The 24294-nt window shown below is 71.8% G+C and carries 22 protein-coding genes; 13 read left to right on the plus strand and 9 right to left on the minus strand.

Annotation, left to right across the window (positions count from 1 at the left end):
- Positions 1-119 precede the first annotated feature (119 nt).
- The 3 genes from IEY17_RS11770 to IEY17_RS11780 form a co-directional block, all read right to left on the minus strand.
- Complete coding sequence (locus IEY17_RS11770; RefSeq protein WP_188987391.1) at positions 120-1160, minus strand: hemolysin family protein; 1041 nt, start codon at positions 1158-1160, stop codon at positions 120-122.
- Positions 1160-2497, minus strand: a complete 1338-nt coding sequence (locus IEY17_RS11775; RefSeq protein WP_188987392.1) for a hemolysin family protein — start codon at positions 2495-2497, stop codon at positions 1160-1162. The genes IEY17_RS11770 and IEY17_RS11775 overlap by 1 nt, the downstream gene beginning before the upstream one ends.
- Before the next feature lie 183 nt (positions 2498-2680).
- Positions 2681-3244 (minus strand): TIGR03086 family metal-binding protein, encoded by a 564-nt coding sequence (locus IEY17_RS11780; RefSeq protein WP_188987393.1) that lies wholly within the window; start codon positions 3242-3244, stop codon positions 2681-2683.
- A gap of 225 nt (positions 3245-3469) precedes the next feature.
- Here IEY17_RS11780 and IEY17_RS11785 point away from each other — a divergent pair, with 225 nt between their 5' ends.
- A complete protein-coding gene (locus tag IEY17_RS11785) occupies positions 3470-4945 on the plus strand; it encodes a peptide MFS transporter (RefSeq protein ID WP_308423977.1) in 1476 nt (491 codons plus the stop codon).
- 83 nt (positions 4946-5028) lie between these two features.
- Here the strand turns inward: IEY17_RS11785 and IEY17_RS11790 are convergent, their stop codons facing one another.
- On the minus strand, positions 5029-6414 hold the full coding sequence (locus tag IEY17_RS11790) for a pyridoxal phosphate-dependent decarboxylase family protein (protein ID WP_188987394.1): 1386 nt from the start codon (positions 6412-6414) through the stop codon (positions 5029-5031).
- Between the two features lie 115 nt (positions 6415-6529).
- Positions 6530-7123, minus strand: coding sequence for a TetR/AcrR family transcriptional regulator (locus tag IEY17_RS11795; protein ID WP_188987395.1), 594 nt, complete (start codon positions 7121-7123; stop codon positions 6530-6532).
- Positions 7124-7407: 284 nt separating this feature from the next.
- Here IEY17_RS11795 and egtA point away from each other — a divergent pair, with 284 nt between their 5' ends.
- The 5 genes from egtA (at position 7408) to IEY17_RS11820 (ending at position 12185) form a co-directional block, all read left to right on the plus strand.
- Positions 7408-8637 carry an ergothioneine biosynthesis glutamate--cysteine ligase EgtA gene (gene egtA, locus IEY17_RS11800; protein ID WP_188987396.1) on the plus strand — a complete coding sequence of 410 codons (1230 nt, stop codon included), beginning with the start codon at positions 7408-7410 and terminating at the stop codon, positions 8635-8637.
- Positions 8638-8656: 19 nt separating this feature from the next.
- Positions 8657-9997, plus strand: a complete 1341-nt coding sequence (gene egtB, locus IEY17_RS11805) for an ergothioneine biosynthesis protein EgtB (protein ID WP_188987397.1) — start codon at positions 8657-8659, stop codon at positions 9995-9997.
- Positions 9998-10000: 3 nt separating this feature from the next.
- Positions 10001-10759 (plus strand): ergothioneine biosynthesis protein EgtC, encoded by a 759-nt coding sequence (gene egtC, locus IEY17_RS11810; protein ID WP_188987398.1) that lies wholly within the window; start codon positions 10001-10003, stop codon positions 10757-10759.
- Positions 10756-11727 carry an L-histidine N(alpha)-methyltransferase gene (gene egtD, locus IEY17_RS11815; protein WP_188987399.1) on the plus strand — a complete coding sequence of 324 codons (972 nt, stop codon included), beginning with the start codon at positions 10756-10758 and terminating at the stop codon, positions 11725-11727. Before egtC ends, egtD begins: the two co-directional genes overlap by 4 nt.
- A 122-nt stretch (positions 11728-11849) precedes the next feature.
- Positions 11850-12185, plus strand: coding sequence for a hypothetical protein (locus IEY17_RS11820; RefSeq protein ID WP_188987400.1), 336 nt, complete (start codon positions 11850-11852; stop codon positions 12183-12185).
- Positions 12186-12243: 58 nt separating this feature from the next.
- Here the strand turns inward: IEY17_RS11820 and IEY17_RS11825 are convergent, their stop codons facing one another.
- The 3 genes from IEY17_RS11825 to IEY17_RS11835 all read right to left on the minus strand — a co-directional run bounded on the left by IEY17_RS11825 (position 12244) and on the right by IEY17_RS11835 (position 15455).
- Positions 12244-12477 carry a hypothetical protein gene (locus IEY17_RS11825; protein WP_188987401.1) on the minus strand — a complete coding sequence of 78 codons (234 nt, stop codon included), beginning with the start codon at positions 12475-12477 and terminating at the stop codon, positions 12244-12246.
- A gap of 240 nt (positions 12478-12717) precedes the next feature.
- Positions 12718-13185: a TSUP family transporter gene (locus IEY17_RS25955; protein ID WP_308423978.1), complete on the minus strand. Its 468-nt coding sequence runs from the start codon at positions 13183-13185 to the stop codon at positions 12718-12720.
- A gap of 650 nt (positions 13186-13835) precedes the next feature.
- Positions 13836-15455 carry a PucR family transcriptional regulator gene (locus IEY17_RS11835; RefSeq protein ID WP_188987402.1) on the minus strand — a complete coding sequence of 540 codons (1620 nt, stop codon included), beginning with the start codon at positions 15453-15455 and terminating at the stop codon, positions 13836-13838.
- 208 nt (positions 15456-15663) lie between these two features.
- Between IEY17_RS11835 and IEY17_RS11840 the strand changes: the two genes are divergently transcribed.
- The 3 genes from IEY17_RS11840 (at position 15664) to IEY17_RS11850 (ending at position 19939) form a co-directional block, all read left to right on the plus strand.
- Entirely contained in the window at positions 15664-16968 is a 1305-nt protein-coding gene (locus tag IEY17_RS11840) for an aspartate aminotransferase family protein (RefSeq protein ID WP_188987403.1), read from the plus strand.
- The gene (locus IEY17_RS11845) at positions 16965-18458 is read left to right on the plus strand and encodes a CoA-acylating methylmalonate-semialdehyde dehydrogenase (RefSeq protein WP_188987404.1); all 1494 of its coding nucleotides are present in this window, start codon (positions 16965-16967) and stop codon (positions 18456-18458) included. The genes IEY17_RS11840 and IEY17_RS11845 overlap by 4 nt, the downstream gene beginning before the upstream one ends.
- Before the next feature lie 170 nt (positions 18459-18628).
- Positions 18629-19939, plus strand: a complete 1311-nt coding sequence (locus IEY17_RS11850; protein WP_188987405.1) for a PrsW family intramembrane metalloprotease — start codon at positions 18629-18631, stop codon at positions 19937-19939.
- Here IEY17_RS11850 and IEY17_RS11855 read toward each other — a convergent pair.
- Positions 19936-21321, minus strand: coding sequence for a glycosyltransferase family 39 protein (locus IEY17_RS11855; RefSeq protein WP_188987406.1), 1386 nt, complete (start codon positions 21319-21321; stop codon positions 19936-19938). The two genes, IEY17_RS11850 and IEY17_RS11855, sit on opposite strands and share 4 nt — an antisense overlap.
- Between IEY17_RS11855 and IEY17_RS11860 the strand changes: the two genes are divergently transcribed.
- The 4 genes from IEY17_RS11860 (at position 21322) to IEY17_RS11875 (ending at position 24272) form a co-directional block, all read left to right on the plus strand.
- Complete coding sequence (locus tag IEY17_RS11860) at positions 21322-21546, plus strand: hypothetical protein (RefSeq protein WP_188987407.1); 225 nt, start codon at positions 21322-21324, stop codon at positions 21544-21546.
- A 175-nt stretch (positions 21547-21721) separates the two neighbouring features.
- A complete protein-coding gene (locus tag IEY17_RS11865) occupies positions 21722-22633 on the plus strand; it encodes an ABC transporter substrate-binding protein (protein WP_188987408.1) in 912 nt (303 codons plus the stop codon).
- Between the two features lie 20 nt (positions 22634-22653).
- On the plus strand, positions 22654-23511 hold the full coding sequence (locus IEY17_RS11870; RefSeq protein WP_188987409.1) for an amino acid ABC transporter permease: 858 nt from the start codon (positions 22654-22656) through the stop codon (positions 23509-23511).
- Positions 23508-24272, plus strand: a complete 765-nt coding sequence (locus IEY17_RS11875; protein WP_308423979.1) for an amino acid ABC transporter ATP-binding protein — start codon at positions 23508-23510, stop codon at positions 24270-24272. Before IEY17_RS11870 ends, IEY17_RS11875 begins: the two co-directional genes overlap by 4 nt.
- Positions 24273-24294 lie beyond the last annotated feature (22 nt).

Here is a 24294-nt window from a genome sequence, read left to right on the forward strand (position 1 = left end):
AGGCGCCGTGCGGCCTGACGTTCCCCCGGAACTCCTGCGTGCGAAGCGGGGTCTTGATGACGGACATGTCCTGCCGACGTGGCTCCCGGCCGTATGTGTCCCGCCCGGTCGCTCTGGCCTCAGCGCACGTGTGTGCCGTCGCGGACGGTCCCGACGTACTCCTCGACGAGGTCCTCCAGCGCCACCACGCCCACCGGATTGCCGGTGGTGTCGACGGCGGTGGCCAGGTGGCTGCCCGCGCGGCGCAGCGAGGTCACGGCCTCGTCGAGCCGGGCGTGCACCGCCACCTCCGGCAACCGCCGGATCCGGGCGGGCGCGATCGGCGTGGACGGGTCATGCCCGGCCTGGTCCAGCACGTCCTTGATGTGCAGGTAGCCCAGCAGCGCACCGTCGCAGCCCCGCACCGGGAAGCGGGAGAAGCCGGTCTCGGCGACCGCGCGCTCCACGTCACCCAGGGTGGGGCGCGCGGGCAGCGTGGTCAGGTCCGCCAGCGGGACCAGCACGTCGCCGACGGTGTGCTCCGCCGACGACAGCGTCTGTGCCAGCCTGCGGTGCGCGGAGTGCTCCAGCAGGCCCTCGCGGCGGGACTCCACCAGCAGTTCGGCCAGCTCGGCCGAGGTGTAGGCGGTCTCCAACTCGTCCTTGGGCTCCACCCGCAGCAGTCGCAGCACCGCGTTGGCCAGCATGTTGAACAGCGCGATCAGCGGCCGGGCCAGCTTGACGAACCCGACCAGCGGCGGCACCAGCCACAGCGCCAACCGCTCCGGTTCGGCGATCGCCAGGTTCTTCGGCACCATCTCGCCGATCAGCACGTGCAGCACCACCACCAGTGCCAGCGCGATGGTGAACGCCACCGCGTGCAGCACCGGCTCGGGGATGCCCAGCGCGGTGAAGGGCACCTCCAGCTGGTGCGCCACCGCGGGCTCGCCCAGGCGGCCCAGCCCCAGCGAGCACAGCGTGATGCCCAGCTGGGCGCTGGTGAGCATCAACGAGCCCTCCTGGCTGGCCCTGATCACCACCCGCGCCCGGGAGGTGCCCTGGGCCAGCAGCGCCTCCAGCCGGTCCCGGCGGGAGGACAGCAGCGAGAACTCCGCGCCCACGAAGAACGCGTTGAGCAGCAGCAGAACGGCACCGAGCAGGATCGCGAGGCCGTCGCTCATCACGCCACCTCCGGCTCCGCCACCGCATGCGCGGGCTGGTGGGTCAGCCGCAGTTCGGCGATGCGGTGCCGTTCCATCTGGGTGACCGTCAGCGACCAGTCGGCCAGCGCCAGCCGCTCGCCGACGTCCGGGATGCGGCCCAGCTCGGCGAGCACGAAGCCGGCGACGGTCTCGTAGTCCCCGTCGGGCATCTCGAACCCGGTGGCCTCGACCACCTCGTCCGGGCGCAGTAGCCCGGAGATGATCCAGGTGCCGTCGCCCAGTCGGCGCACCGCGGCGATCTCCCGGCGGTCGTGCTCGTCGCGGACGTCGCCGATGATCTCCTCGACCACGTCCTCCAGGGTCACGATGCCGGCCGTGCCGCCGTACTCGTCCACCACCAGCGCCAGCTGCAGGCCCGAGCCGCGCAGCTTGTCCAGCAGCGCGTCGGCGTCCAGGGTCCCCGGCACCGTCGGCGCCGGGCGGGCCAGCGAGCCGACCCGGGTGCTCTCGCGCTGCCCGGCGGGCACGCCGAACGCCTGCTTGACGTGCACGACGCCGTGCACGTCGTCCAGGTCACCGCTGTGCACCGGGAACCGGGAGAACCCGGTCCGCCGGGCGATCTCCAGCAGGTCCAGCACGTCGGCGTCGGCGGCCAGCGACTCGACCCGCACCCGCGGGGTCATCAGCTCGTCGGCGGTGCGGTCGCCGAACCGCAGCGAGCGGTCCATCAGCTGCGCGGTGGACTCGTCCAACGTCCCGTGCGCCGCGCTGGAGCGCACGATCGACCCCAGCTCGTCGGGAGAGCGCGCCGACCGCAGCTCCTCCTGGGGTTCGACGCCGAAGCGCCGCACCACCCAGTTCGCACTGTTGTTCAGCGCGTCGATCAACCAGCGAAAGACCCGCGAGAACCCGGCGTGGTAGCCGGAGACGGCGCGCGCGGTCGGCAGCGGCCGCGCGATCGCCAGGTTCTTCGGCACCATCTCGCCGAACACCATCGACAACGTGGTCGCCAGCAGGATCGCCAGGGTCAACGACACCGCCCCGGCCGCCGCGTCCGGCAGGCCCAGCGCGGTGAGCACCGGCTGGATCAGATCGCCGATCAGCGGCTCGGCGACGTAACCGGTCACCAGCGTGGTCAGCGTGATCGCGACCTGGGCGCCGGAGAGCTGGAACGACAGCGTCCGGTGAGCCCGGGAAACCGCGTTGGCGCGCCGGTCGCCCACCTGCCGCAGGTGGGCGTCGACCGTGCTGCGCTCCAGGGAGGTCAGGGAGAACTCCGCGGCGACCGCGAGACCGGTGCCCAGTGTGAGAACTCCGACGAAGAGCAGACCGAGAACCGCCAGCAGTACTTCCATCACCGGCCACCCCGCTGCGGGCGACCGGCCACCAGTCGCGGAAAGCCGGGACTATGTCCCGGCTCGGTACTGCCTTCAGGAGACTGTGCCGCAGGCACTGAAGTTGTCACTCCTCGAGTGAAAAACGGAGAAATACGGCGCCCAGTATATCCGCAACCCAGCGGTGCGCCAGGGACAACATCATCACGACCGGCGGCCGAGCAGCGCCAACAACCTGGTCTGCTCGTCGGCGTCGTCGGGCACCGGCACCGGTGGCGCGAAGAGGCCCAGATCCTGCCAGGCGGGCACCTGCGGCGCGAACACCGTGTGCACGGCCGACACCAGCCGCGGTTCCAGGCGGTCGTCGGCCCCGATGCCGCGGGCCAGGTCCCAGGCGTGCACCGCCAGGTCCAGTGTCATCTGCCAGCCGTAGTCCACGGCCGGGATCACCCCGCCCGTGACGTGCACCTCGCCCTCGGTCGCACCGGGCCGTTCCCACGCCTCGCGGGCCGCCGCCGCGGCACGCGACCAGGCGCCGACCGGGTCGTCGCCGAGCACGTCGCCATCGAACCGGTCGCCCACCTCGTCCAGGGTGGCGCCGTCGAGCAGCCACGGCGCCCACAGCTGCTCGGACACCAGGTGGTTGAGCAGGTCCCGGACCGACCACTGGCCGCACGGCGTCGGGGCGTCCCACTGGCCGGCGGAGATGCGCCGGACGCGGGCGTCAAACTCCGACGTGGCACTGCGGTGCGCGTCCAGTAGTCGCATCATTCCTCCTGGTGTCCATCTGGTGTGATTGCGGCCACCTGTCGCCGCACGGGGCTGCTGGTGCCGCTGGTCACAGTGTGACCGCTGTGGACGGTGGTCGCGGTCCGTCCGGCGGTTTTACGCCCCGGTGGTCCACACCACTGCGCCGCGACGTAACCTGCCGCAGGTTTGGTCTCGACCAGCGGCCACCGCCGCCCGGTCAACACACGACGAGAGGACGTGATCGTGAGCACACCCACGGTTGCGGACGCGCCGCAGAAGGGCTTCTTCGGGCACCCGCGCGGCTTGTTGACGCTGTTCTTCACCGAAATGTGGGAGCGCTTCTCCTACTACGGCATGCGCGCGATCCTGGGGTACTACCTGTACTTCGCGGTCGCCGAGGGCGGCTTGGGCATCCCCGAGTCGACCGCGCTGTCGGTGGTGGGCGTCTACGGTGCCTCGGTCTACATGACCGGCATCCTCGGCGGCTGGCTGGCCGACCGGGTCGTGGGCGCGCAGCGTGCCGTGTTCTACGGCGGCGTCATCATCATGCTCGGCCACATCAGCCTGGCCCTGCCGGGCGGTGTCACCACCGTGGTGCTGGGCCTGGTGCTGCTGGTGATCGGCACCGGGCTGCTCAAACCGAACATCTCCGGGCTGGTCGGCGGCCTCTACGGCGAGCACGACACGCGCCGCGACGCCGGGTTCTCGATCTACTACATGGGCATCAACCTCGGGGCGTTCGTCGCGCCGTTCGTGGTGGGCACGCTCGGCGAGAAGGTCAGCTGGCACGTCGGCTTCGGCGCGGCCGCGGTCGGCATGGCCGCCGGGCTGGTGCAGTACGTGCTCGGCCGCGGCAACCTCGGCGGGGCCGGGCTCAAGCCGGTCAATCCGCTGCCCGCCGGGCACAAGGGCCGGGTGCTGGGCCGCGCCGCCGGGCTCGCGCTGCTGTTCGTGGTCGTCCTGGTCGGGCTGTCGGTCTCCGGCCTGATGGGGCTGGCGGGCCTGGTCAACCTGATCAGCATCATCTCCGGTGTGCTGCCGGTGGTCTACTTCGTCGTCATGCTGTCCAGCCGGCAGATCACCAGAATCGAGCGGGACCGGCTGATCGCCTACATCCCGCTGTTCTTGTCCACCGCGCTGTTCTTCCTGCTGTTCGAGCAGCAGCCCAACACCCTGGCCAACCTCGCCGAGGCGGACACCGACCTGGACGTGTTCGGCTTCGAGGTCCCGGCTTCGTGGTTCCAGTCGATCAACCCGCTGTCGATCATCGTGCTGGCGCCGGTGATGGCGTGGCTGTGGATGAAGCTGGGCGAGCGGCAGCCGTCCACCCCGCAGAAGTTCGTCGGCGGCCTGTTCTTCGTCGGCCTGTCGTTCCTGTGGGTGGTGCTGTCGAAGTTCGTCGTCGGCCCGGACCAGCACCTGCCGGTGATGCTGGCGCTGGTGTTCGTGATCATGACCGTGGGTGAGCTGATGCTCTCGCCGGTTGGCCTGTCGGCGAGCACCAAGCTCGCGCCGAAGGTGTTCGCCTCGCAGACCATGGGCCTGTACTTCCTCGCCCCGGCGATGGGGCAGGGCCTGGGCGCGCAGGTGGTGAAGCTGTACTCGGTGGAGAACCAGCAGGTGTACTTCGGCATCGTCGGCGCCGCCACCATCGGCTGCGCGGTGCTGCTGCTGGTCGCGGCCAAGAGCATCAAGCGCTACATGCACGGCGTGCTCTGACCCTGATCGACGTACGGCTGAAGGGCATCGTTGACCACGTGGTCGACGATGCCCTTCACCGCGTCACGGCAGGGAAGTGGGTCTCAGTCGGCGGCGGCGCGCAGGACCTCCGCGATGCGGGCGACGTCCGCGCTGGTGGTCCGCCAGTTGCTGAATGCCGCGCGCAGCGCGGGCGTTCCCTTGTAGACGGTCGGGGTGAGGAAACCCGCGCCGGATTCCGCGACCGAGCGCACCACCGCATCCACTCGTTCGTGCGAAGGGTTGTCGCGCAGCGTGAAGCAGACGACGTTGAGCCGAACCGGGGCCAGCAGCCGCAGGTGCGGCATCGCGCTGATGCGGTCGCCGAGTTCGCGCGCCAGTGCGACGTCGCGCTCAACGATCTCGCGGTGGCCGCGCCACCCGTAGGCGGCGAGGGTGAACCAGGCGGGCAGCGCGCGCAGCCGCCGGGAGCTCTCCGGCGCCAGGTGCACCGGATCCGGGTCCGCGGTCGGCATGCCGAGGTAGGCCGCGGCGTTCTGGAAGACGCGGACCTGCAGGTCGCGGCGGCGGGTGAACTGCACGGCGCTGTCGTAGGGCACGTTCAACCACTTGTGCAGGTCCACGCACACCGAGTCGGCCTCCGCCAGACCCGCGACGAGGTGGGCGTGCTCCGGCGACAGCGCGGCGAACCCGCCGAAGGCGGCGTCGACGTGCAGCCAGAACGGGTACCGGCTCCGCAGCGCGGCGATGGCCCGCAGGTCATCGAAGTCCACGGTGTTGACCGTTCCGGCGTTGGCCACCACGATCGCGGGCCGACCGTCCAGCGCGGCCAGCTCCGCCGCGAGCCGGTCGACGTCCACGGCCTCCCGGTCCGCCACGGTCGGCACGAACCGGATGCTGCCGCGACCCAGCCCGAGCACCGACAGCGCCTTGTGGATGCTCGAGTGCGGGCTCCCGGACAGCACGGGTAGCTCCCCGAGGGCGGCGACGCCGTCCTGCGCGACCGACACCCCGAGCTGCTCCCCGACCCACTCGCGGGCGATGGCCAGGCCGACCAGGTTCGACATCGTCGCGCCGCTGACGAACACGCCGCGGTGCTCCGGGGTCAGTCCGAACAGCTCCCGCAGCCAGTCCATCACCTCGCGTTCCAGGTCGACCGCGGCCGAGTCGGCGCGGCTCACCGCGTTCTGGTCGAAGGCGCTGGTCAGCCAGTCGCCCGCGATCGAGGCGGGGGTGCTGCCGCCGGTGACGAACCCGAGGTAGCGCGGCCCGGCGCTGCCCGAGAACCCCGGCGCCCAGCGGTCACAGAACAGCTCCAGCGCTGCCGCGCCGCCGATCCCGTCCGCGGGCAGCGGCATCGGGTCGCGCTCGTGCGGCGGTGTGGCGACCGGCCGGTCGGCGATGTCCGAAAGTACCTGCGCGGCGTAGCGCTGCACGCCGTCGAGCAGGTCCGGCAGGGTGTCGAGGTCCTTGGCGAGCTTCGGGTCCACTACTCCACTCCACGTCCAGGCGCAAAGTCCGCGCTGACGGTAACCACCGGACGGCGCGCTGTCGCGGTCCAATTGGGATCAGGTGGCCTGCTCGCTGACCTGGCCGCGCCGCCGGTCAGCAGCCGCGGTGGCGGCGGACGCTCTCCTCGACGACGTCGAGCACTTCCCCGAGGTGCTTGGCGGGCAGCCCCATTGCCAGGTGCGAGACCAGGCCCTCCAGCACCAGTTCCAGGTAGGCGGTCAGCACGTCCACGTCGACGTCGTCGCGTAGGTTCCCCGACTCGCGCTGCCACTGCAGGCGGGCCCGGGTGGCGGCGGTCAGCTGCTCCGAGCGCTGCGCCCAGCGCTCCCGGAAGTCGCAGTCGGTGCGCAGCCGCCGGGACACCTCCAGTCGGGTGCCGAGCCAGTCCGCGCCGGGGGCGAGACCGCCGCCGTCGCCCGGTTCGGCGAGCAGGTCGCGCATCACCTGCACCAGGCCCTGCTCGGCCACCACGTCGGCCATCCGGGTCGCGTCGTCCTCGGCCAGCGCCAGGAACAGCGACTCCTTGTCCTTGAAGTGGTGGAAGATCGCACCGCGGGACAGTCCGGTCGCCTCCTCCAGGCGGCGCACGGTGGCGCCTTCGTAGCCGAAGCGCGCGAAGCACGACCGGGCGCCGTCGAGGATCTGGCGGCGCCGGGCGTCGAGGTGATCCTGGCTGACCCGGGGCATGTCCCCATCGTCCCAGGTGAGACGGCGGCATCGCAATCCGTACGTACGTTTTGCAGCCCGGTCCCCCCGTCCGGGTGGCGGTGATCACACCGTCGGTCCGATCAGGACTCCGCGGTGGCCAGCCGGCGCACGCCGCAGCGAGCCGGTGTCTGAGCTGCCGCCCCCGGCCCCGCCAGGCGGAACGCACCTTCCTTAGCAGGGATTCGGGGCAAGAACAAGGGGTGCGGGTGCCCCGGCCGCGCGGTAGCGTCGGTAATCGGTCAATCACAGGCGGTGATCAAACGTTGCCCGTGTCAACCGATCCTGCTGCAGCGGACTTCCCGACCTCCCGGGTGCGCACCCGAGCGGAGGCCGAGGCATACGTCGCGTCGGTGTGCTTCAAGCACGGCCCTCCGGAACTCGCCGGCGTCGAGCTGGAATGGACCGTGCACCACGCCGACGATCCAGGCCGACCGCTCGACGCCGCGGCGCTGATCGCCGCCCTCGGCCCGCACGCCCCCCGCTCCCTGGTCCCGGACAGCCCGCACCGCCGGTTGCCCAACGGCTCGGTGCTCACCGTCGAACCCGGCGGCCAGGTCGAGGTCTCCAGCCTCCCCACCCCCTCCATGCGGTCGCTGTTCAGCGTCGTCGAAGCCGACGCCGCGTACGTCGCGCGCCGCCTGCGCACCGCCGGTCTGGTGCTCGGCGACCAGGGCACCGACCCACTGCGGTTCCCCCGGCGCATCCTGCAGGTCCCCCGCTACGCCGCGATGGAGACCGCGTTCGACCGCATCGGCCTGGACGGCCGGCTGATGATGTGCAGCACCGCCGGCGTGCAGGTGTGTCTCGACGCGGGCGAGGCGCACCGCGTGGCCGCGCGGTGGAACGCGCTGCACGCGCTGGGGCCGGTGATGCTGGCGACGTTCGCGAATTCGCCGATGCTGTTCGGCGAGTGCACCGGCTGGGTGTCCACCCGCACCCGCGCGCTGCTGCGCACGGACCCGCCGCGCACCCGGCCGGGCCCGGTCACCGAGGACCCGCCCCGGAGCTGGGCCAGGCGGGTGCTGGACACCTCGCTGGTGTGCCTGCGCCGGGACAACGGCGACTGGACGGCTCCCACGGGCATCAGCTTCGCCGAGTGGATCCACGGCGCGTTGCCCAACCCGCCCACCCGTGACGATCTCGACTACCACCTGAGCACGGTGTTCCCGCCGGTGCGGCCGCGCGGCTACCTGGAGGTGCGCTACCTGGACGCGCAGCCGGGCACGGACTGGATGCTGCCCGCCGGGGCGCTGATCGCGCTGTTCCGCGATGAATCCACTGTGGACGAGGTGCTGGAGCTGACCGTACCCGCGCGGGGGCGCTGGGTGCAGGCGGCGCGGCACGGGCTGCTCGACCGGGCGCTGGCGCGCTGCGCCCGCGACGTGTTCGAGCTGGCGTGCCGCCGACTGGAGCAACCCGACAGCCCCGCGGAGCTGCCCGGTCGGCTGGCCGACCACGTCGCCCGGCGGCTCGCCGCGGTCGGCGACCGGTGAACCAGGCGAAAGGGGAGCGATGGAGAGCACGCAGCAGCTGGCGAACCTGGGAATCGAGGACCTGCGGGCCCACGTGGCCGCCGAACTGGCCCGCACCCGGCGCCGCAGTACCCAGCTGACCGACGCGGTGGACGACGACGACCTCATCCGGCAGCACTCGCCGCTGATGTCGCCGCTGGTGTGGGACCTGGCGCACATCGGTAGCCAGGAGGAGCTGTGGCTGGTCCGCGATGTCGGCGGCGCGCCGGCGATCCGCCCGGACATCGACGACCTCTACGACGCCTTCCAGCACCCGCGCGCCGACCGGCCGCAGCTGCCGCTGCTGGGACCGGCCGAGGCCCGCGACTACGTCGACACGGTGCGGGACAAGGTCTTCGACCTACTCGACCGGGTTCCGCTGGAAGGCCGTCGGCTGGTGGCGCAGGCGTTCGCCTTCGGCATGATCGTGCAGCACGAGCAGCAGCACGACGAGACGATGCTGGCCACCCACCAGCTGCGCAAGGGACCGCCCGCGCTGACCGCCGAGTCACCGCCCCCGCCGCCGTCGGAGGTGCTGCCGCCGGAGGTTCACGTGCCCGGCGGGCCGTTCGTGATGGGCACCTCCACCGAGCCGTGGGCGCTGGACAACGAGCGCCCCGCGCACGAGGTGCACGTGCCCGGGTTCTTCATCGACACCACCCCGGTCACCAACGGCCAGTTTCTGGCGTTCATTGACGCCGGGGGCTACGACGACCCGCGGTGGTGGAGTGAGGTGGGCTGGGCGCACCGGCAGCGCGCCGACCTGCGCGCCCCGCTGTTCTGGCGGCGCGACGGGGACCGCTGGCTGCGCCGCCGCTTCGGCCACGTCGAACCGGTGCCGCCGCACGAACCCGTGGTCCACGTCAGCTTCTACGAGGCCGAAGCCTACGCGGCGTGGGCCGGCAGGCGGTTGCCCACCGAGCAGGAGTGGGAGAAGGCCGCGCGGTTCGACCCGGGCAATGGGCGCTCCCGTCGCTACCCCTGGGGCGACGCCGACCCGACCCCCGAGCACGCCAACCTCGGCCAGCGGCACCTGCAGCCGGCGCCCGCGGGGAGCTACCCGGCTGGGGCCGCGCCGTGCGGCGCGCGGCAGCTCATCGGTGACGTGTGGGAGTGGACCGCCTCGGACTTCCGGCCGTACCCGGGGTTCTCGGCGTTTCCGTACCGAGAGTACTCCGAGGTGTTCTTCGGTCCCGACTACAAGGTGCTGCGCGGCGGCTCGTTCGGCACCGACCGGGCCGCCTGCCGCGGCACGTTCCGCAACTGGGACTTCCCGATCCGCAGGCAGATCTTTGCCGGGTTCCGCTGCGCGCGGACCGCGCGGGACGAGGAGGGCGACTGACCCATGTGCCGCCACCTGGGATATCTGGGACCGGTGACGACGCTCGCCGAACTGGTGCTGGAACCGGAACATTCGCTGCTGGAACAGTCCTTCGCGCCCCGCGACATGCGCGGGGCGGGCACGCTCAACGCTGACGGTTTCGGTGTCGGCTGGTACCGGCCGGACGGCTCCGGGCCCGCCCGGTACCGCGCGGCGGTTCCGATGTGGACGGACGGCTCGTTCCGCGACGTGGCCGCCGAGGTGGTGAGCCCGGCGGTGGTGGCCGCGGTGCGGTCGGCGACCGCGGGCATGCCGGTGGGTGCCGGCGCGTGCGCCCCGTTCTCCGACGGCACCTGGTTGTTCAGCCACAACGGGCGTGTCACCGGCTGGCCCGAGTCGCTGGCGAAAGCGGCCGCGCGGCTGGAGGTGGTCGATCTGCTGACCCTGGAGGCGCCCACCGACTCGGCGGTGCTGTGGGCGCTGCTGCGCCAGCGGCTGGGTGAGGGCGTGGCCGCCGAGCGCGCCGTTGCCGAACTACTGGGGGAGGTCGTGGCGGCAGCACCCGGATCACGGATGAACCTGCTGCTCACCGACGGCGCGCGGCTGGTCGCCACCACCTGGACGCACGCCCTGTGGGTGCGGCGCACCGACGAGTCGGTGGTGGTGGCCTCGGAACCGTTCGGGCCCGCCGACGGCTGGGTCGAGATTCCGGACCGGTCCCTAATGGTGGCCGACACCGGCCGGGTGGACGTCACCGCGCTGGCGGAGGTGTGGCAGCCGTGAGCGAACCCGAGCTGATCGTGCGCTTCACCGACGCCGATGCGGCCCGTGAGCTGCGCGGCGAGGCCCGCGCCGGGCTGACGGACCAGCCCAAGTGGTTGTCCCCCAAGTGGTTTTACGACGCTGCGGGCAGCAACCTGTTCGAGCGCATCACCGAGCTGCCGGAGTACTACCAAACCCGCGCGGAGCAGCAGATCCTGCAGCGGCGCGCGCTGGAGATCGCCGAGATCACCGGCGCCGCCACGCTCGTTGAACTCGGCTCGGGTTCCTCGGAGAAGACTCGGCTGCTGCTCGACGCGCTGCGCAAGCAGCAGACGCTGGAGCTGTTCGTGCCGCTGGACGTCTCCGCCTCCGCGTTGCGCGCGGCGGTGGACTCCATCGCGCTGGACTATCCGGAACTGCGGGTGCGCGGCGTCGTCGACGACTTCACCAGCGGACTCGGCGCGCTGCAATCGAACACCGCGCGGCTGGTCGCGTTCCTCGGCGGCACCATCGGCAACCTGCTACCCACCGAGCGGGCGGGGTTCTTCGACTCGGTGCGCGCGGCGCTGCGCCCGGGGGAGTGGCTGCTGCTGGGTACCGACCTGGTGAAGGACCCGCGGCGGCTCGTCGCCGCCTACGACGACGCGCAGGGCGTGACCGCCGAGTTCAACCGCAACGTGCTGCACGTGCTCAACCGCGAACTCGGTGCGGATTTCGCTCCCGGGGAGTTCGACCACGTGGCGCTGTGGAACGCCGAGCAGGAGTGGATCGAGATGCGGCTGCGGGCGCGGCGGCCGCTGCGGGTGCGGCTGGCGGAACTGGCGCTGGACGTGGACTTCACCGCCGGGGAGGAGATCCGGACCGAGATCTCCGCGAAGTTCCGCCGCGACCGGGTCCACGACGAGCTCGCCGCAGCCGGTTTCCGGCTGCACCGCTGGTGGCTCGACGACGCCGGTGACTTCGCGCTGTCGCTGGCCGTGGCGGCCTGACCGGCCGCCAGCGGATCGGGTGCAACCACCCCACCGCGGGGTGAGTGCGCTGGCGTGGCGTCGGCGGGGCACGACCATTGCGGATGCAGTTGTTCGTTTTCCCCGACGAAAGGACGACTCCGATGCGCATGCGCGCCCTCATCCCCGCGGCACTCGGTGCCCTCGGAATGCTGCTGTCGCTGCCCGGTTCCGCGGGTGCCGCGATCGGCAGCTTCACCTACTCCCTCAACCAGGACGGCGTGTTCACGCGGCAGGTGCTGCACAACCCGGTCGACGACGTCTGCCAGCACCTTGTGGCGCCGTGGGAGCCCGCGGCCTACCAGGTGAACAACTGGACCGACGCGACGGCCGTGGTCTTCCGCGACGCCGACTGCTCCTGGGACTCCTACTACGTGCTGGAGCCGGGTGAGAAGGCCCCGGCGGGAGTCCTGGTGCGTTCGGTGCTCTTCTGGCGCTGACCGCCTCCCTTCCGGGCACCTCCGAGGCGTTCGGGGGTGCCCGGTTCGCTGCGGCGGATCAGTCCGTGAGGGCCGGGGTGGCCAGCGTCGGGAACCCGCCGGACAGGCAGCGCACGCACGGCATCCCGGCCGGGCGCGTGGACACCTCGGCCTGCTCGGCGGGGATCCGCAGGCCGCAGAACGTCGACCAGAACTCCGGGATGCCGTGCTCGGGCGCGTGGGCCAGGTGGGCCTGGCGGCGGGACTCGCCGACCACGCCGGGGGCGAATCGGACGACGACGGCTCCGGTCATGACGCGGCCCCGCGCTCATCAGCCCGCAGCGCGGCCTGCCGGGCGGTTCGGTGCCGCTGCGGTCCGGTCGGTCGCCGGTGGTATCCGGGTCGCAACATTCTCCCCACCTCCGCTGACGGGACGAGCGCGCGCCGGGCGTGTGGTCGGTGTGCATGGTCCCGTTCCGCCCAACGCCGCCGCGGGGACATGATCACTCGTTCACCGAGCGGATCCCACACCGGGGGGCCTTTCCCACGGTCGTCAGAACAGACTGCGGGCGATGAGGAGCACCGCGCCGCCGCCGGACAGCGCGAGCACGCACGGGCGCATCCACCTGGTGTCCAGATACCGGCGCAGCGGTCCGGAGAGCGCGAAACCGGCAGCCATGAACGGCGCCAGCACCGCGCTGCCGAGTACCTGGGGCCACCCGATCTGCCCGCCAGCGGCCAGCGCCACCAGCGACAGCACCCCGCCGAAGGTGAGGTAGGCGGCCAGTGTCGCCCGGATCCGCGGACCGGTTTCGTGCTGGTACAGCAGGGCGACCGGGGGACCGCCGATCGACGAGGCGGTACCCAGCACCCCGCCGGCGAATCCGGCGACCACCAGCGCCGGTGCTGTCGGGCGCGGTCGCCACGACACCAGCGACGCCAGCAGGCACAGCAGGACGAAACCGCCCACCGCGGCGCCGAACGCGTCCCGCGGCAGCAACGCCACGGCCAGCGCGCCCAACGCGGTGCCGGGAGTGCGCCCGATGATGCTGAAACCCGTGCCGCGCCAGTTGACGTGGCCGAACTCCCCGCCGCATCGCCAGCACCGACAGGACCAGGGACGCCACCAGCAACGGTACCGGCACCAGGCGGGGATCCAGCAGCGCCAGCAGTGGGGCTGCCAGCAGGTTCATTCCCAGACCGGCGCTGCCCTGCACGATCGCGCCGAGCAGCACCACCGCACCGGCGATGCCCAGCACCACAAGCGGCGACATCGACGCTTCTTCTTTCCGGTAGCGCGGTAGGCGAGGCCGGCCGCGCACCCGGCAGCCACTGGGGGGAGGTGCTGCCGGGGCGCGACCAGCGGGGCCCAGGCTACACCCGCCAGGCGCCACGCTCCCGCGGGCGGGGGTGTCTTCCACTGAGCTGAAACCCCGTCAGCATCAGCGAAATCACCTCGTCAGCCCCGCGACATCCCGTCCCGGTGCCTCGGTGGCGCCTCCCTGACGAGCCGCCCACCATGGCCCAAACCTCCCAAGTTCAGGGAAATTCGGGAGCCTGGCGGGGTCCGGAGTTCCCAAGTGCAGGGAAATTCGGGGGTGGTTGGTGCGATCGGTAGCGGGTGTCGCGCCGGATCTGCGCGGGTTCGTTCGGTGCACCGTGGCCGGAGCGTCACGTTCGGCTGCGGGTGTCCCACGCCAGAAGCGCGACGTGCAACGACAACAGCGACTCCGGGCTGTCCAGCGACACCCCCAGCAACTGCTCGATGCGCGACAGCTGGGCGTAGTACGCGGTACGCGACAGGTGAGCCGATGCCGCCGCGGCGGACTTGTTGCCGCCGTGCCGGCAGAGTGACCGCAGGGCGTCCAGCAGCCGCTCGTGGGCCAGCAGCGGGCCGAGTTCCCGTTCCGCGAAGGCGATCACCCGTTCGTCCCCGCGCAGCAGGTGCAGCAGGCCGCGCAGCCGCACGTCATCGAGCCGGTGGAACTCGCGGCTGCCGTCGTCGACGTGCAGCGCCGCCTCCGCGACCTGCGCGGCCTCGGTCAACGTCCGCCGCGCCCCGCTGACCGACGCGGCCGAGCTGCCCACCGCGATCACCACCGGCAGCGAGTGCGCCTCCGCCGACCGCCGCACCTCGGCGGCCAGCCGGGACAGCACCGCGTCGCTGTCGGCGGGCACCGCCACCAAAGCCTGGACGGTGACGTCGTCGATCACCCCGGCCAGCACCGGCAGCTTCGCCCGGCGCGCGGCCAGCGCCGTCGCCTCGGCCAGATCGCGCAGCACCTGCTGGGTTTCCAGCGCGGGCGCGACCGTCGTGGTGGTGCGCGGGCGCACCGCGATGCCCACCAGTGGCCCGGTCAGCGGTACGCCCAGCCCCGCGGCGCGAGCCGCGAGATCGGCGGGGTCGGCACCGCCCGCGAGCAGCTCGGTCAACAGCGTCCGGTGCGTCTGCCGCTCCAGGCTCTCCCGGTCCCGGGTCACCAGCCGGTTCACCGCCAGCGCCGACGCCGCCCGCTCGGCCACCACGACGTGGCGGTGCGTCGGCTGCGGGGTCAGCACCACCAGCCGCCCCCAGTCGTCGCCGCGCGCCCCCACCACCGTGCTCAGCCACTGCTGGTCGGGCTCGTAGCAGGTGCGCCCGGTCTGCACCACCGACCGGGAGCGCTCCGACCAGTCCGACAGCAGCGCCACCGGATCCTGCCCCGCGGCGTCGTAGGCGAGCACCTGGTGTGCCAGCGCCTCCAGCACCACCGGGCACTCCACCAGCCGCGCCGCCTCCCGCAGCACCGCGGCGGGCTCCGCGCCGGAGGTGGTCAACGCGGTGAACGTCTCGTGGATCGCATGCGTGGCGCGCAGTTCCTCGAGCTGTGCGTCCCGGATGCGCGCGGCGACCGCTTCGGTCACCGCGACGAACCTCGTCTCCTCCGATAGCGTCACCAGCGGCAGGTCGTGCCGGTGCGCGGCGTCCACCAGCGCCGTCGGGACCCGGTCCCGCCACCGGCGCACCAGCTCCACCACCAGCCCGGCCGCGCCGACCCCGGCCAGCCCGTCGACGTAGCGCGCCAGCTCGGCGGGTTCCTCGGGCAGCGCGATGCCGGTGGTCAGCACCAGCTCCCCGCCGCTGAGCAGCGGCGCGATGTCGGCGAGCTCGGTCACATGCACCCAGCGCACCTGCCTGTCCAGCCCGCGGGCCCCGGCGACCACGCGCGGTTTGCCGCGCCGCAACACGGGCAGGTTGAGCACCTCGGACACGGTGGGCAGCGCCAGCACGTCCGGCGGGATCGGGTTCATCAGCCCTCCTTCCTGGGTGAACACACCGTAATGCCAGACAGCCCGATCCCGTACAGGTTGCCCATGGCTCCGCGACGCCGCGGCAGGCCAGACTGGCGCGGCGGAGCGGGACGCCCGAGGTCGGTGCTCCCGCGGCGAGAAGACGTCCACGTCACTCGCACCGCTGCGCACAACGAGCCGAGATTCCACCGAGAAGCGGGGGAAATCCATGACCGAGTCCGACCTGCTGGCGCGGCACCGCGCCGTCCTGCCCAGCTGGCTGGCGCTGTACTACGAGGAGCCCATCGAGATCGTCAGCGGCCGGGGACGCCACGTCACCGACGCCGACGGCCGGACCTACCTCGACTTCTTCGCCGGGATCCTGACCAACGCCATCGGCTATGACATCGCCGAGATCAGCGACGCCGTCCGCCGCCAGGTCGACACCGGGATCCTGCACACCTCCACGCTGTACCTGATCCGCCACCAGGTGGAGCTGGCCGAGCGGATCGGCGAGCTGTCCGGCCTGAAAAACCCCAAGGTGTTCTTCACCAACTCCGGCACCGAGGCCAACGAGACTGCGCTGATGCTGGCCACCCAGTACCGGCGCAGCAACCAGGTGCTCGCGCTGCGCAACTCCTACCACGGGCGGGCCTTCGGGACCCTCGGCGTCACCGGCAACCGCGGCTGGTCCGCCAGTTCGTTGTCCCCGCTCAAGGTCAGCTACGTGCACGGTGGCTACCGCTACCGCAGCCCGTTCCGGCACCTGTCCGACGCCGACTACATCGCCGCCTGCGTCGACGACCTGCGTGAGGTGATCGAGACGACCACCTCCGGTGACGTGGCGTGCCTGATCGCCGAGCCGATCCAGGGCGTCGGCGGCTTCGCCACCCCGCCGGACGGGTTGTTCGGCGCCTTCGCCGAGGTGCTGGATGAGTACGGCATCCTGCTGATCTCCGACGAGGTGCAGACCGGCTGGGGCCGCACCGGCGAGCACTTCTGGGGCATCCAGGCGCACGGCGTCACCCCGGCGGCGATGACCTTCGCCAAGGGCCTGGGCAACGGCCTGGCGATCGGCGGGGTGGTCGCCGAGGCGGAGCTGATGGACTGCCTGACGGCCAACTCCATCTCCACCTTCGGCGGCAACCCCGTGTCCACCGGTGGCGCCGCGGCCGCCCTGGAGTACCTGCTCGACCACGACCTGCAGGGCAACGCCGCCAAGCTCGGCACCCGGCTGCTGGCGGGGCTGCGCGCGCACGCCGAGCGCTGCCCGCTGATCGGCGACGTGCGTGGCAAGGGCCTGATGATCGGGGTGGAGCTGGTCGAGCCGGGCACCACGCGGCCCGCGCCCGCGGCGGCCACGCGGGTGATGGAGCTGGCGAAGCAGCACGGCCTGCTGGTGGGCAAGGGCGGACTGCACGGCAACGTCCTGCGCCTGGCCCCGCCGATGACGTTGACCGACGAGGAAGCGGCGCAGGGGCTGCAGATTCTCACCGACACCATCTCCCAGACCGAGCAGGAGCTCCACGCATGACAGAGCTGATCAGGCACTGGATCGCCGGCGGCGCCCAGCAGGGCGACCCGCAGCGCACCGGGGACGTCTTCGACCCCGCCACCGGACAGGTGACCAAGCAGGTCGCCTTCGCCACCGAGTCCGATGTGGACACCGCGGTGACCGCGGCGGCCGAGGCGCTCACGACCTGGCGGCGCACCTCGCTGGCGCGGCGCTCGGCAGTGTTGTTCGCCTTCCGGGAACTGCTCAACCAGCGCAAGTCCGAGCTGGCCGAGATCATCACCGCCGAGCACGGCAAGGTGCTCTCCGACGCCGCCGGCGAGGTGCAGCGCGGCCTGGAGAACGTCGAGTACGCCTGCGGCATCCCCGCCCTGCTCCAGGGTGGCTTCTCGGAGAACGCCTCGACCAGGGTGGACGTGCATTCGGTACGCCAGCCGGTCGGCGTGGTCGGGGTGATCTCCCCGTTCAACTTCCCGGCCATGGTGCCGCTGTGGTTCGTGCCCAACGCCATCGCGTGCGGCAACACCGTGGTGCTCAAGCCCAGCGAGAAGGACCCGTCGGCGGCGGTGTTCCTGGCCCGGCTGTGGCAGGAGGCCGGGCTGCCCGACGGCGTGTTCAACGTGGTCCACGGCGACAAGGTCGCGGTGGACGCGCTGCTGGCGCACCCGACCGTGCGGGCGGTGTCGTTCGTCGGATCCACCCCGGTGGCCCGCTACGTCTACGAGACCGCCACCGGCCACGGCAAGCGGGTACAGGCCCTCGGCGGGGCGAAGAACCACATGGTGGTGCTGCCCGACGCCGACCTGGACCTGGCCGCCGACGCCGCGGTCTCCGCCGGGTTCGGCTCGGCGGGGGAGCGCTGCATGGCGGTCTCCGCGGTCGTCGCGGTCGACCCGGTCGGCGACGAGCTGGTGGCCAAGATCGCCGAGCGGATGGCGAAGCTGCACGTCGGCGACGGCCGCCGCGGCTGCGACATGGGCCCGCTGGTCACCGCCGCCCACCGGGACCGCGTGTCGTCCTACGTGGACGCCGGGGTGAACGCCGGTGCCAAGCTTGTCGTCGACGGCCGGGACCTGCAGGTCGACGGCCAGCCGAACGGGTTCTGGCTCGGGCCGACCCTGTTCGACCACGTGAGCACCGACATGTCGATCTACACAGACGAGATCTTCGGGCCGGTGCTGTCGGTGCTGCGCGTGCCCAGCTACGACGCGGCGATCGAGGTGCTCCACGGCAACCCGTACGGCAACGGCACCGCGATCTTCACCCAGAACGGCGGGGCCGCCCGCCGGTTCTGCGAAGAGGTCGAGGTCGGCATGGTCGGCGTCAACGTGCCGATCCCGGTGCCGGTGTCGTACTACTCCTTCGGCGGCTGGAAGGACTCGCTGTTCGGCGACGCGCACGCCTACGGCCCCGACGGCATCCGCTTCTACACCCGCACCAAGGTGGTCACCACGCGCTGGCCGGACCCCTCGCAGGGCGGTGTCAACCTGGGCTTCCCGCAGAACACCTGACCCGGTCTGCGGGCAGCGGACAGATCCCGCGGAAACCAGGCGGTTTCCGCGGGATCGCCGCCAGGATCGCAACGGCCGCTGGCGCGACGGCGTGCTTCACAGCACTGCCACCCCCTCGATCACCCCAGGTCCGGGTACGCGGGCGCGGCGGATCTCCTAGGCTCGCGGGCATGCCCGCACTCAGCCCGCGCTCGATCCTCGAAGGCCGCAGCACCAACCGCGCCCCGATCTCACTGATCGTCGGCCTGGTCGTCTCCGGCGTGTGCCTGCTGCTGGCGCTGGGCCTGTACTTCGTGCAGGGCGGCCCGGTGAACGTCGTCATCGGCACGCTGCTGGCGCTGCCGACCGCGATCGTGCTCGTCGCGCTGATCCTGCTGGTCGATCGGCTGGAACCGGAACCGCGACTCAACCTGTGGCTCGCCTTCGGCTGGGGCGGGGGCGTGGCGATCGTCGGCGCGCTGATCGTCAACACCACCGGCGAGGTCCTCATGACCCCGGTGCTGGGACCGGAACCCGCCACCGCGGTGACCGTGTCGGTGGTGGCGCCGGTGGTCGAGGAGAGCTTCAAGGGCGCGCTGCTGCTGTACCTGCTGTGGGTGCGCCGCCACGAGATCGACGGTCCCACCGACGGGCTGGTCTACGCGGCGCTGTGCGGGCTGGGCTTCGCGCTCGTCGAGAACATCCTCTACTACATGCAGGGCCTGGACGCGGCCACGGGCGAAATCTGGATGACGGTGCTCATCCGCGGCGTCGTCGCTCCGCTCGGCCATCCGATGTACACCGCCCTCACCGGGCTCGGCGTCGCCTACGCCGCCACCCACCGCGGGGCGGGTCGGTTCTTCGCCGTCGTCGGCGGCTGGTGCGGCGCGGTGTTCCTGCACGCGCTGTGGAACGGCAGCCTGACCCTGGCCGGGTTCCCCGGCATGGTGGTGGCCTACCTAATCCAGTTCCTGGTTCTCGTCGCCCTGGTCGTGGTGCTGGTGCTGGACCGCAAACGGCTGGTCCACCTGATCCGCCGGTACCTGCCCGCCTACATCCCGAGCGGCCTGGTGCAGCCCGCCGACGTGCAGATGCTGGGCAGCATGGCGGGGCGCCGCCGGGCCCGGCACTGGGCGCGCACCCAGGCCGGGGTGACCGGGGCGCGCGCGATGGGCGACTACCAGCTGGCGGCCACCGAACTGGCACTCTTGCACGCGCACGCCGAGAAGGAGACGATCCCGCCGGAAAAGTTCTTTGCCCGACGGGAGGCGATCGTGGGGCTGATGGGGTCGGCGCGCGACGCGTTCTTCCGGCGCGTCCCGCGGGTGGCGCCGCCACCGTGGGTGCACCAGGAGCGCTCGGGCTTCCTCGCGCCGCCCGCGCAGCTGGCGACCGCCCAGCTGCCGGTCTACCGGCCCGGCATGCACCGGCCGCCGGGGCGCCCACCGCAGTCTCCGGGACCCAACGGGCCGCGGCCGGGCGGCCCCTGGGGACCGCGCTAGCCGGTGCGCAGCCGTGGCCACAGCGCCGACCACGGTCGCGACGGGTGTGTGTAGAGGGTGATCTTGGTGCCCTGCACCATGTTCACCAGGTGGGTCTCGATCCGCCCGAGCACCCGCGACTGTCCGAAGTGGTCGGCCAGCGGGGTGCGGGCGCCCACGTAGAGCACGGTGTCGGCATCGTCCGGCGGTGCGCCGAAGAACCAGTACCCGCGGTGCGGGCTGTGGGCGCGGGGCAGTCCCGCCGGGCGTCCCAGCACGTCAAGGGCTCCGGCCAGGTAGTAGGTCTCGGCGACGATCGCGGTGCGGGACCGCTGCTGCGGCGGCAGGTCGTGGTAGGCCCGCGAGACCGCCTCCACCAGGGCGGGCCAGCCCGTCTCGTACTGGCGCGGATAGCTGGGGAAGCCGGGGTGGCGGGCCAGGAAGTCCAGCGGGTAGACCGGCAGCATCGCCACCGGCAGCAGCGCCGAGCACAGGTAGACCGGCCACGGCCAGCGGCGCCGCCGCGCCCGGTGCTGGAGCCCGACGGCCGCCGCGGCGAACAGCAAACCGTACAGGCCCGCGACGTAGTTCGGCCGTCCCCCGGCGACCACGAACAACACCGGCACCGCCACGCACATCCACCCCAGGAAGCGCATCGGGCGCAGCGCGGGGTTGCGCACCAACTGCACCAGTCCCCAGCAGCAGAACACCGCGCCGACCACCGGGCCCGCGTAGAACAGCGCCGTCGGGATGAACAGCAGCCGGTCGTTCTCGGCGTCGACCACGGCACCCATCGCCACCGCGGGCCAGCCGTGCGCGGCCTGCCACCACAGGGTGGGCAGCGCGGTGCCGACCGGGATCGCGGCTGCCACCCAGAACAGCGGCCGGGTGAACAGGGCCCGCGGTCCGGTCCGCGCGATACCCAGCAGCATCGCGGCGACCAGCGCGACCACCTGGAACTTCGTCTGCAGGGCGGCCGCGACCACCAGCCCCGCACCGAGTAGCAGCCGGTCGCGCCGAATTCCGATCGCGTGCCACCGTGCCCACCGGGTCACCAGCCAGATGATCACGCCCCACTGCAGCGGGTCCATCGTGGACGCCGTCAGCCAGTGGCCGTTCACCAGCAGCCACGGCGACAGCGGGTAGGCGGCAGCGGCCAGCATCTGCGCGGTGCGGGCGCCGCCGAGCTCGCGTGCGATCAACGCGGTGACGACCACGCCCAGCGCGGTCACCAGGGCCGCAGGCAGCCGCAGGACCAGCAGCGAGCCGGGGGCGATCGCGTCCAGCCCGGCGGCGAGCAGCGGCACCAGCGGCTGCTGGTAACCACCGCTGATGCTCGCCGACGGTGCTTCGGCGGCGATGAACGTCGTGCCAGGCCGCCCGGATTGGGTTACAACGGGCATATGGTGCACCACCTGCAACCCGGGCAGAGCGAAGCGAAGGACAACGGCGAGCGGCTCGGCTGCTCCGCCGGCGGCCGACTGGTGCAGTTGCGACGCCGGGTCTCCGAACCGGGGTTCGTCGTCACCGTGGACGCTGAACCGCGCCCCGACGTCCCGGCCGAGCTGATCACGCACGACTGGGCCGCGGCCAACGCCGCGTTCGATCGGCTCATGCGCGCCTACTGACCAGGCGTCCACAAGGGATTGACATCGGCGAGCGCAAGTTTTCCTGTCGCCCGCGGACCGGATGACTCGCGCTGCAGGTCTTGCGGTCTGGCCACGAATGGCTTCACCATACGTCCACCCGACCGGAAGATCACCGGGCCCTCTCCTGGCGCCGATGCAGCACCCTGGAGTTCGCATGCCCTCTTCCCCCGTCGCGCGCGGGCTGCGGCTGGTCGTCGCGCTGCTCGTGGCGTTGGTCGCGCTCGGGTGCTCGACGCCCGACGAGCGGCTCGCGGAGACCGCGGACGGCCCGCAGTACGAGACCTTCGAGAAGGTCGCGGTCGACCCGGCGGTCGCCGCGCTGGTCCCGGCGCGGGTCCGGGAGGCGGGTGCGCTGCACGTGGTCATGAACGTCTCCAGCGCGCCGACCAAGTTCTACGCCGCGGACAACACCACCATCGTCGGGCTCAACGCCGACCTCGCCCGGGCGCTGGGCCGGGTGTTCGGCGTGCCGGTGACGCTACACAACGTGCCGCTGGACGGCATCATCCCGGGCCTGCAGGCCCACCGCTACGACCTGACCATCTCCAGCATGTCGCCCACGGCCAAGCGGCTGGAGGTGCTGGACATGGTCCGCTACGGCACGTGGGGCAGCGGCATCGCGGTCAAAACCCGCAACCCGCTCGGCCTCAGCACGCAGCGGCTGTGCGGATACAAGGTCGCCGTGCAGCAGGGCTCCATCCAGGAGTCGCAGCGCCTACCGGAGCTCAACGCGGCGACCTGCCGCGGCGCGGAACCGATCGAACCGGTCGTGTTGCCCAGCCAGAACGACGCGCTGCTGCAGCTGGACAGCGGCCGGGTGGACGCGGTGTTCGCCGACTCCCCGGTGCTGGCCTACGCCCAGACCCGGGCCCCGGACTCGTTCGAGCTGATCGGCGAGATGAACCGCAGCGCCATCACCATCGGCCTGCCCAAGGGCTCCGACCTCACCCCGGCCGTGCAGGCCGGGCTGCGCGCCCTGATGGCGAACGGGACCTACCAGCGGATCTTCCACCGCTGGGGGATGGACAGCAGCGCCATCACCGATCCCGTCGTGGAAACCCCCTGAAGTCCCGAGGAGAACCCGCGATGACCACAGTGGACACCGTGGTCGGTGCCGCCGACGAGCTTGTGATCGTCCGGCGGCGACGGCCCTGGCGGATCGTCGGGACGGCCGTCCTGGTGGTGCTGGCCGCCGCGCTGCTGCACAGCCTGGTCACCAACGAGCAGTACGAGTGGGACGTCGTCGCCGAGTACCTCACCGCGCGGTCCATCGCGCAGGGCGCGCTGCTGACCGTGGAGCTGACCGCGATCACGATGGTCGCCGGCCTGCTGCTGGGCATCGTGCTGGCCGTGATGCGGCTGTCGCCGAGCCGGTTGATCAGCGGGGCGGCGGCCGCCTACATCTGGTTCTTCCGCGGCACCCCGCTGCTGATCCAGCTCATCTTCTGGTTCAACCTCTCCGCGCTGTACCCGGTGCTGGAACTGAGGATCCCGTTCGGGCCGGTGCTGGTCGCCGGCAACGCCAACGACCTCATCACCCCCTTCGTCGCAGCCGTGCTCGGGCTGGCGCTCAACGAGGCCGCCTACATGGCCGAGATCGTGCGCGGCGGCCTGTTCGGCGTGGACCGCGGCCAGACCGAGGCCGCGCAGGCGCTGGGCATGGGCCGGTGGCACATCCTGCGCCGGATCGTGCTGCCGCAGGCGATGCGGATCATCATCCCGCCGACGGCGAACCAGACCGTCGCCACGCTGAAGAACACCTCGCTGGTCAGCGTGCTGGGCGCGATGGATCTGATGCACAGCGCCCAGGTCATCTACTCCCGCACCTACCAGACGATGCCGCTGCTCATCGTCGCCGCCGTGTGGTATCTCGCGATGACCTCGGTGCTCACCGTGGTGCAGCACCGCGTCGAACGGCACTTCGGGAAAGGAGCGGCCGCGTGAGCACTGCGCTGATCCAGCTCAGCAACGTGCGCAAGTCGTTCGGCTCGCTGGAGGTGCTCCGCGGCGTCGACCTGCAGGTGCGGGCGGGGGAGGTGTGCTGCGTCATCGGCCCCAGCGGCTGCGGCAAGTCCACCCTGCTGCGCTGCATCAACCACCTGGAGCGCGTGGACGCCGGCGAGGTGCTCGTCGACGGGCAGCGCATCGGCTACCGACGCATCGGCAACCGGCTCGTCGAACTGCCCGAACGCGAGATCGCCAAGCAGCGCGCCGAGATCGGCATGGTCTTCCAGCGGTTCAACCTCTTCCCACACCTCACCGTGCTGGAGAACCTGCTGGAGGCCCCCACCAGGGTTCGCGGCGAACCCCGCGAGCAGGTGCGGGAACGCGCCCGGCAGCTGTTGGACCGGGTGGGCCTGGCGGCCAAGGAGGACGCCTATCCCGCGCAGCTGTCCGGCGGGCAGCAGCAGCGGGTGGCGATCGCGCGGGCGCTGGCGATGCGCCCCAAGGTCATGCTGTTCGACGAGCCGACCTCGGCGCTGGACCCCGAACTCGTCGGCGACGTGCTGGCCACGATGCGCGACCTGGCCGCCGACGGGATGACCATGCTCGTGGTCACGCACGAGATCGGCTTCGCCCGCGAGGTCGCGAACACCCTGGTGTTCATGGCCGACGGCGACATCGTCGAACGCGGCGACCCGCGCCGGGTCATCGCCGAACCGGAACACGAACGCACCAGGGCGTTCCTGTCGAAGGTGTTGTGAGCGCGGGCGGTACCGGTGCGAG

The organism is Saccharopolyspora thermophila (assembly GCF_014646075.1).
Classification (GTDB): domain Bacteria; phylum Actinomycetota; class Actinomycetes; order Mycobacteriales; family Pseudonocardiaceae; genus Saccharopolyspora; species Saccharopolyspora thermophila.

Coding starts and splice junctions, on each gene's coding strand:
- IEY17_RS11770 (WP_188987391.1), bottom strand. CDS start 1,160: ATGAGCGACGGCCTCGCGATCCTGCTCGGTGCCGTTCTGCTGCTGCTC.
- IEY17_RS11775 (WP_188987392.1), bottom strand. CDS start 2,497: ATGGAAGTACTGCTGGCGGTTCTCGGTCTGCTCTTCGTCGGAGTTCTC.
- IEY17_RS11780 (WP_188987393.1), bottom strand. CDS start 3,244: ATGCGACTACTGGACGCGCACCGCAGTGCCACGTCGGAGTTTGACGCC.
- IEY17_RS11795 (WP_188987395.1), bottom strand. CDS start 7,123: ATGCCCCGGGTCAGCCAGGATCACCTCGACGCCCGGCGCCGCCAGATC.
- egtB (WP_188987397.1), top strand. CDS start 8,657: ATGGAGAGCACGCAGCAGCTGGCGAACCTGGGAATCGAGGACCTGCGG.
- egtC (WP_188987398.1), top strand. CDS start 10,001: ATGTGCCGCCACCTGGGATATCTGGGACCGGTGACGACGCTCGCCGAA.
- IEY17_RS11820 (WP_188987400.1), top strand. CDS start 11,850: ATGCGCATGCGCGCCCTCATCCCCGCGGCACTCGGTGCCCTCGGAATG.
- IEY17_RS11825 (WP_188987401.1), bottom strand. CDS start 12,477: ATGACCGGAGCCGTCGTCGTCCGATTCGCCCCCGGCGTGGTCGGCGAG.
- IEY17_RS11835 (WP_188987402.1), bottom strand. CDS start 15,455: ATGAACCCGATCCCGCCGGACGTGCTGGCGCTGCCCACCGTGTCCGAG.
- IEY17_RS11840 (WP_188987403.1), top strand. CDS start 15,664: ATGACCGAGTCCGACCTGCTGGCGCGGCACCGCGCCGTCCTGCCCAGC.
- IEY17_RS11845 (WP_188987404.1), top strand. CDS start 16,965: ATGACAGAGCTGATCAGGCACTGGATCGCCGGCGGCGCCCAGCAGGGC.
- IEY17_RS11850 (WP_188987405.1), top strand. CDS start 18,629: ATGCCCGCACTCAGCCCGCGCTCGATCCTCGAAGGCCGCAGCACCAAC.
- IEY17_RS11855 (WP_188987406.1), bottom strand. CDS start 21,321: ATGCCCGTTGTAACCCAATCCGGGCGGCCTGGCACGACGTTCATCGCC.
- IEY17_RS11860 (WP_188987407.1), top strand. CDS start 21,322: ATGGTGCACCACCTGCAACCCGGGCAGAGCGAAGCGAAGGACAACGGC.
- IEY17_RS11865 (WP_188987408.1), top strand. CDS start 21,722: ATGCCCTCTTCCCCCGTCGCGCGCGGGCTGCGGCTGGTCGTCGCGCTG.
- IEY17_RS11870 (WP_188987409.1), top strand. CDS start 22,654: ATGACCACAGTGGACACCGTGGTCGGTGCCGCCGACGAGCTTGTGATC.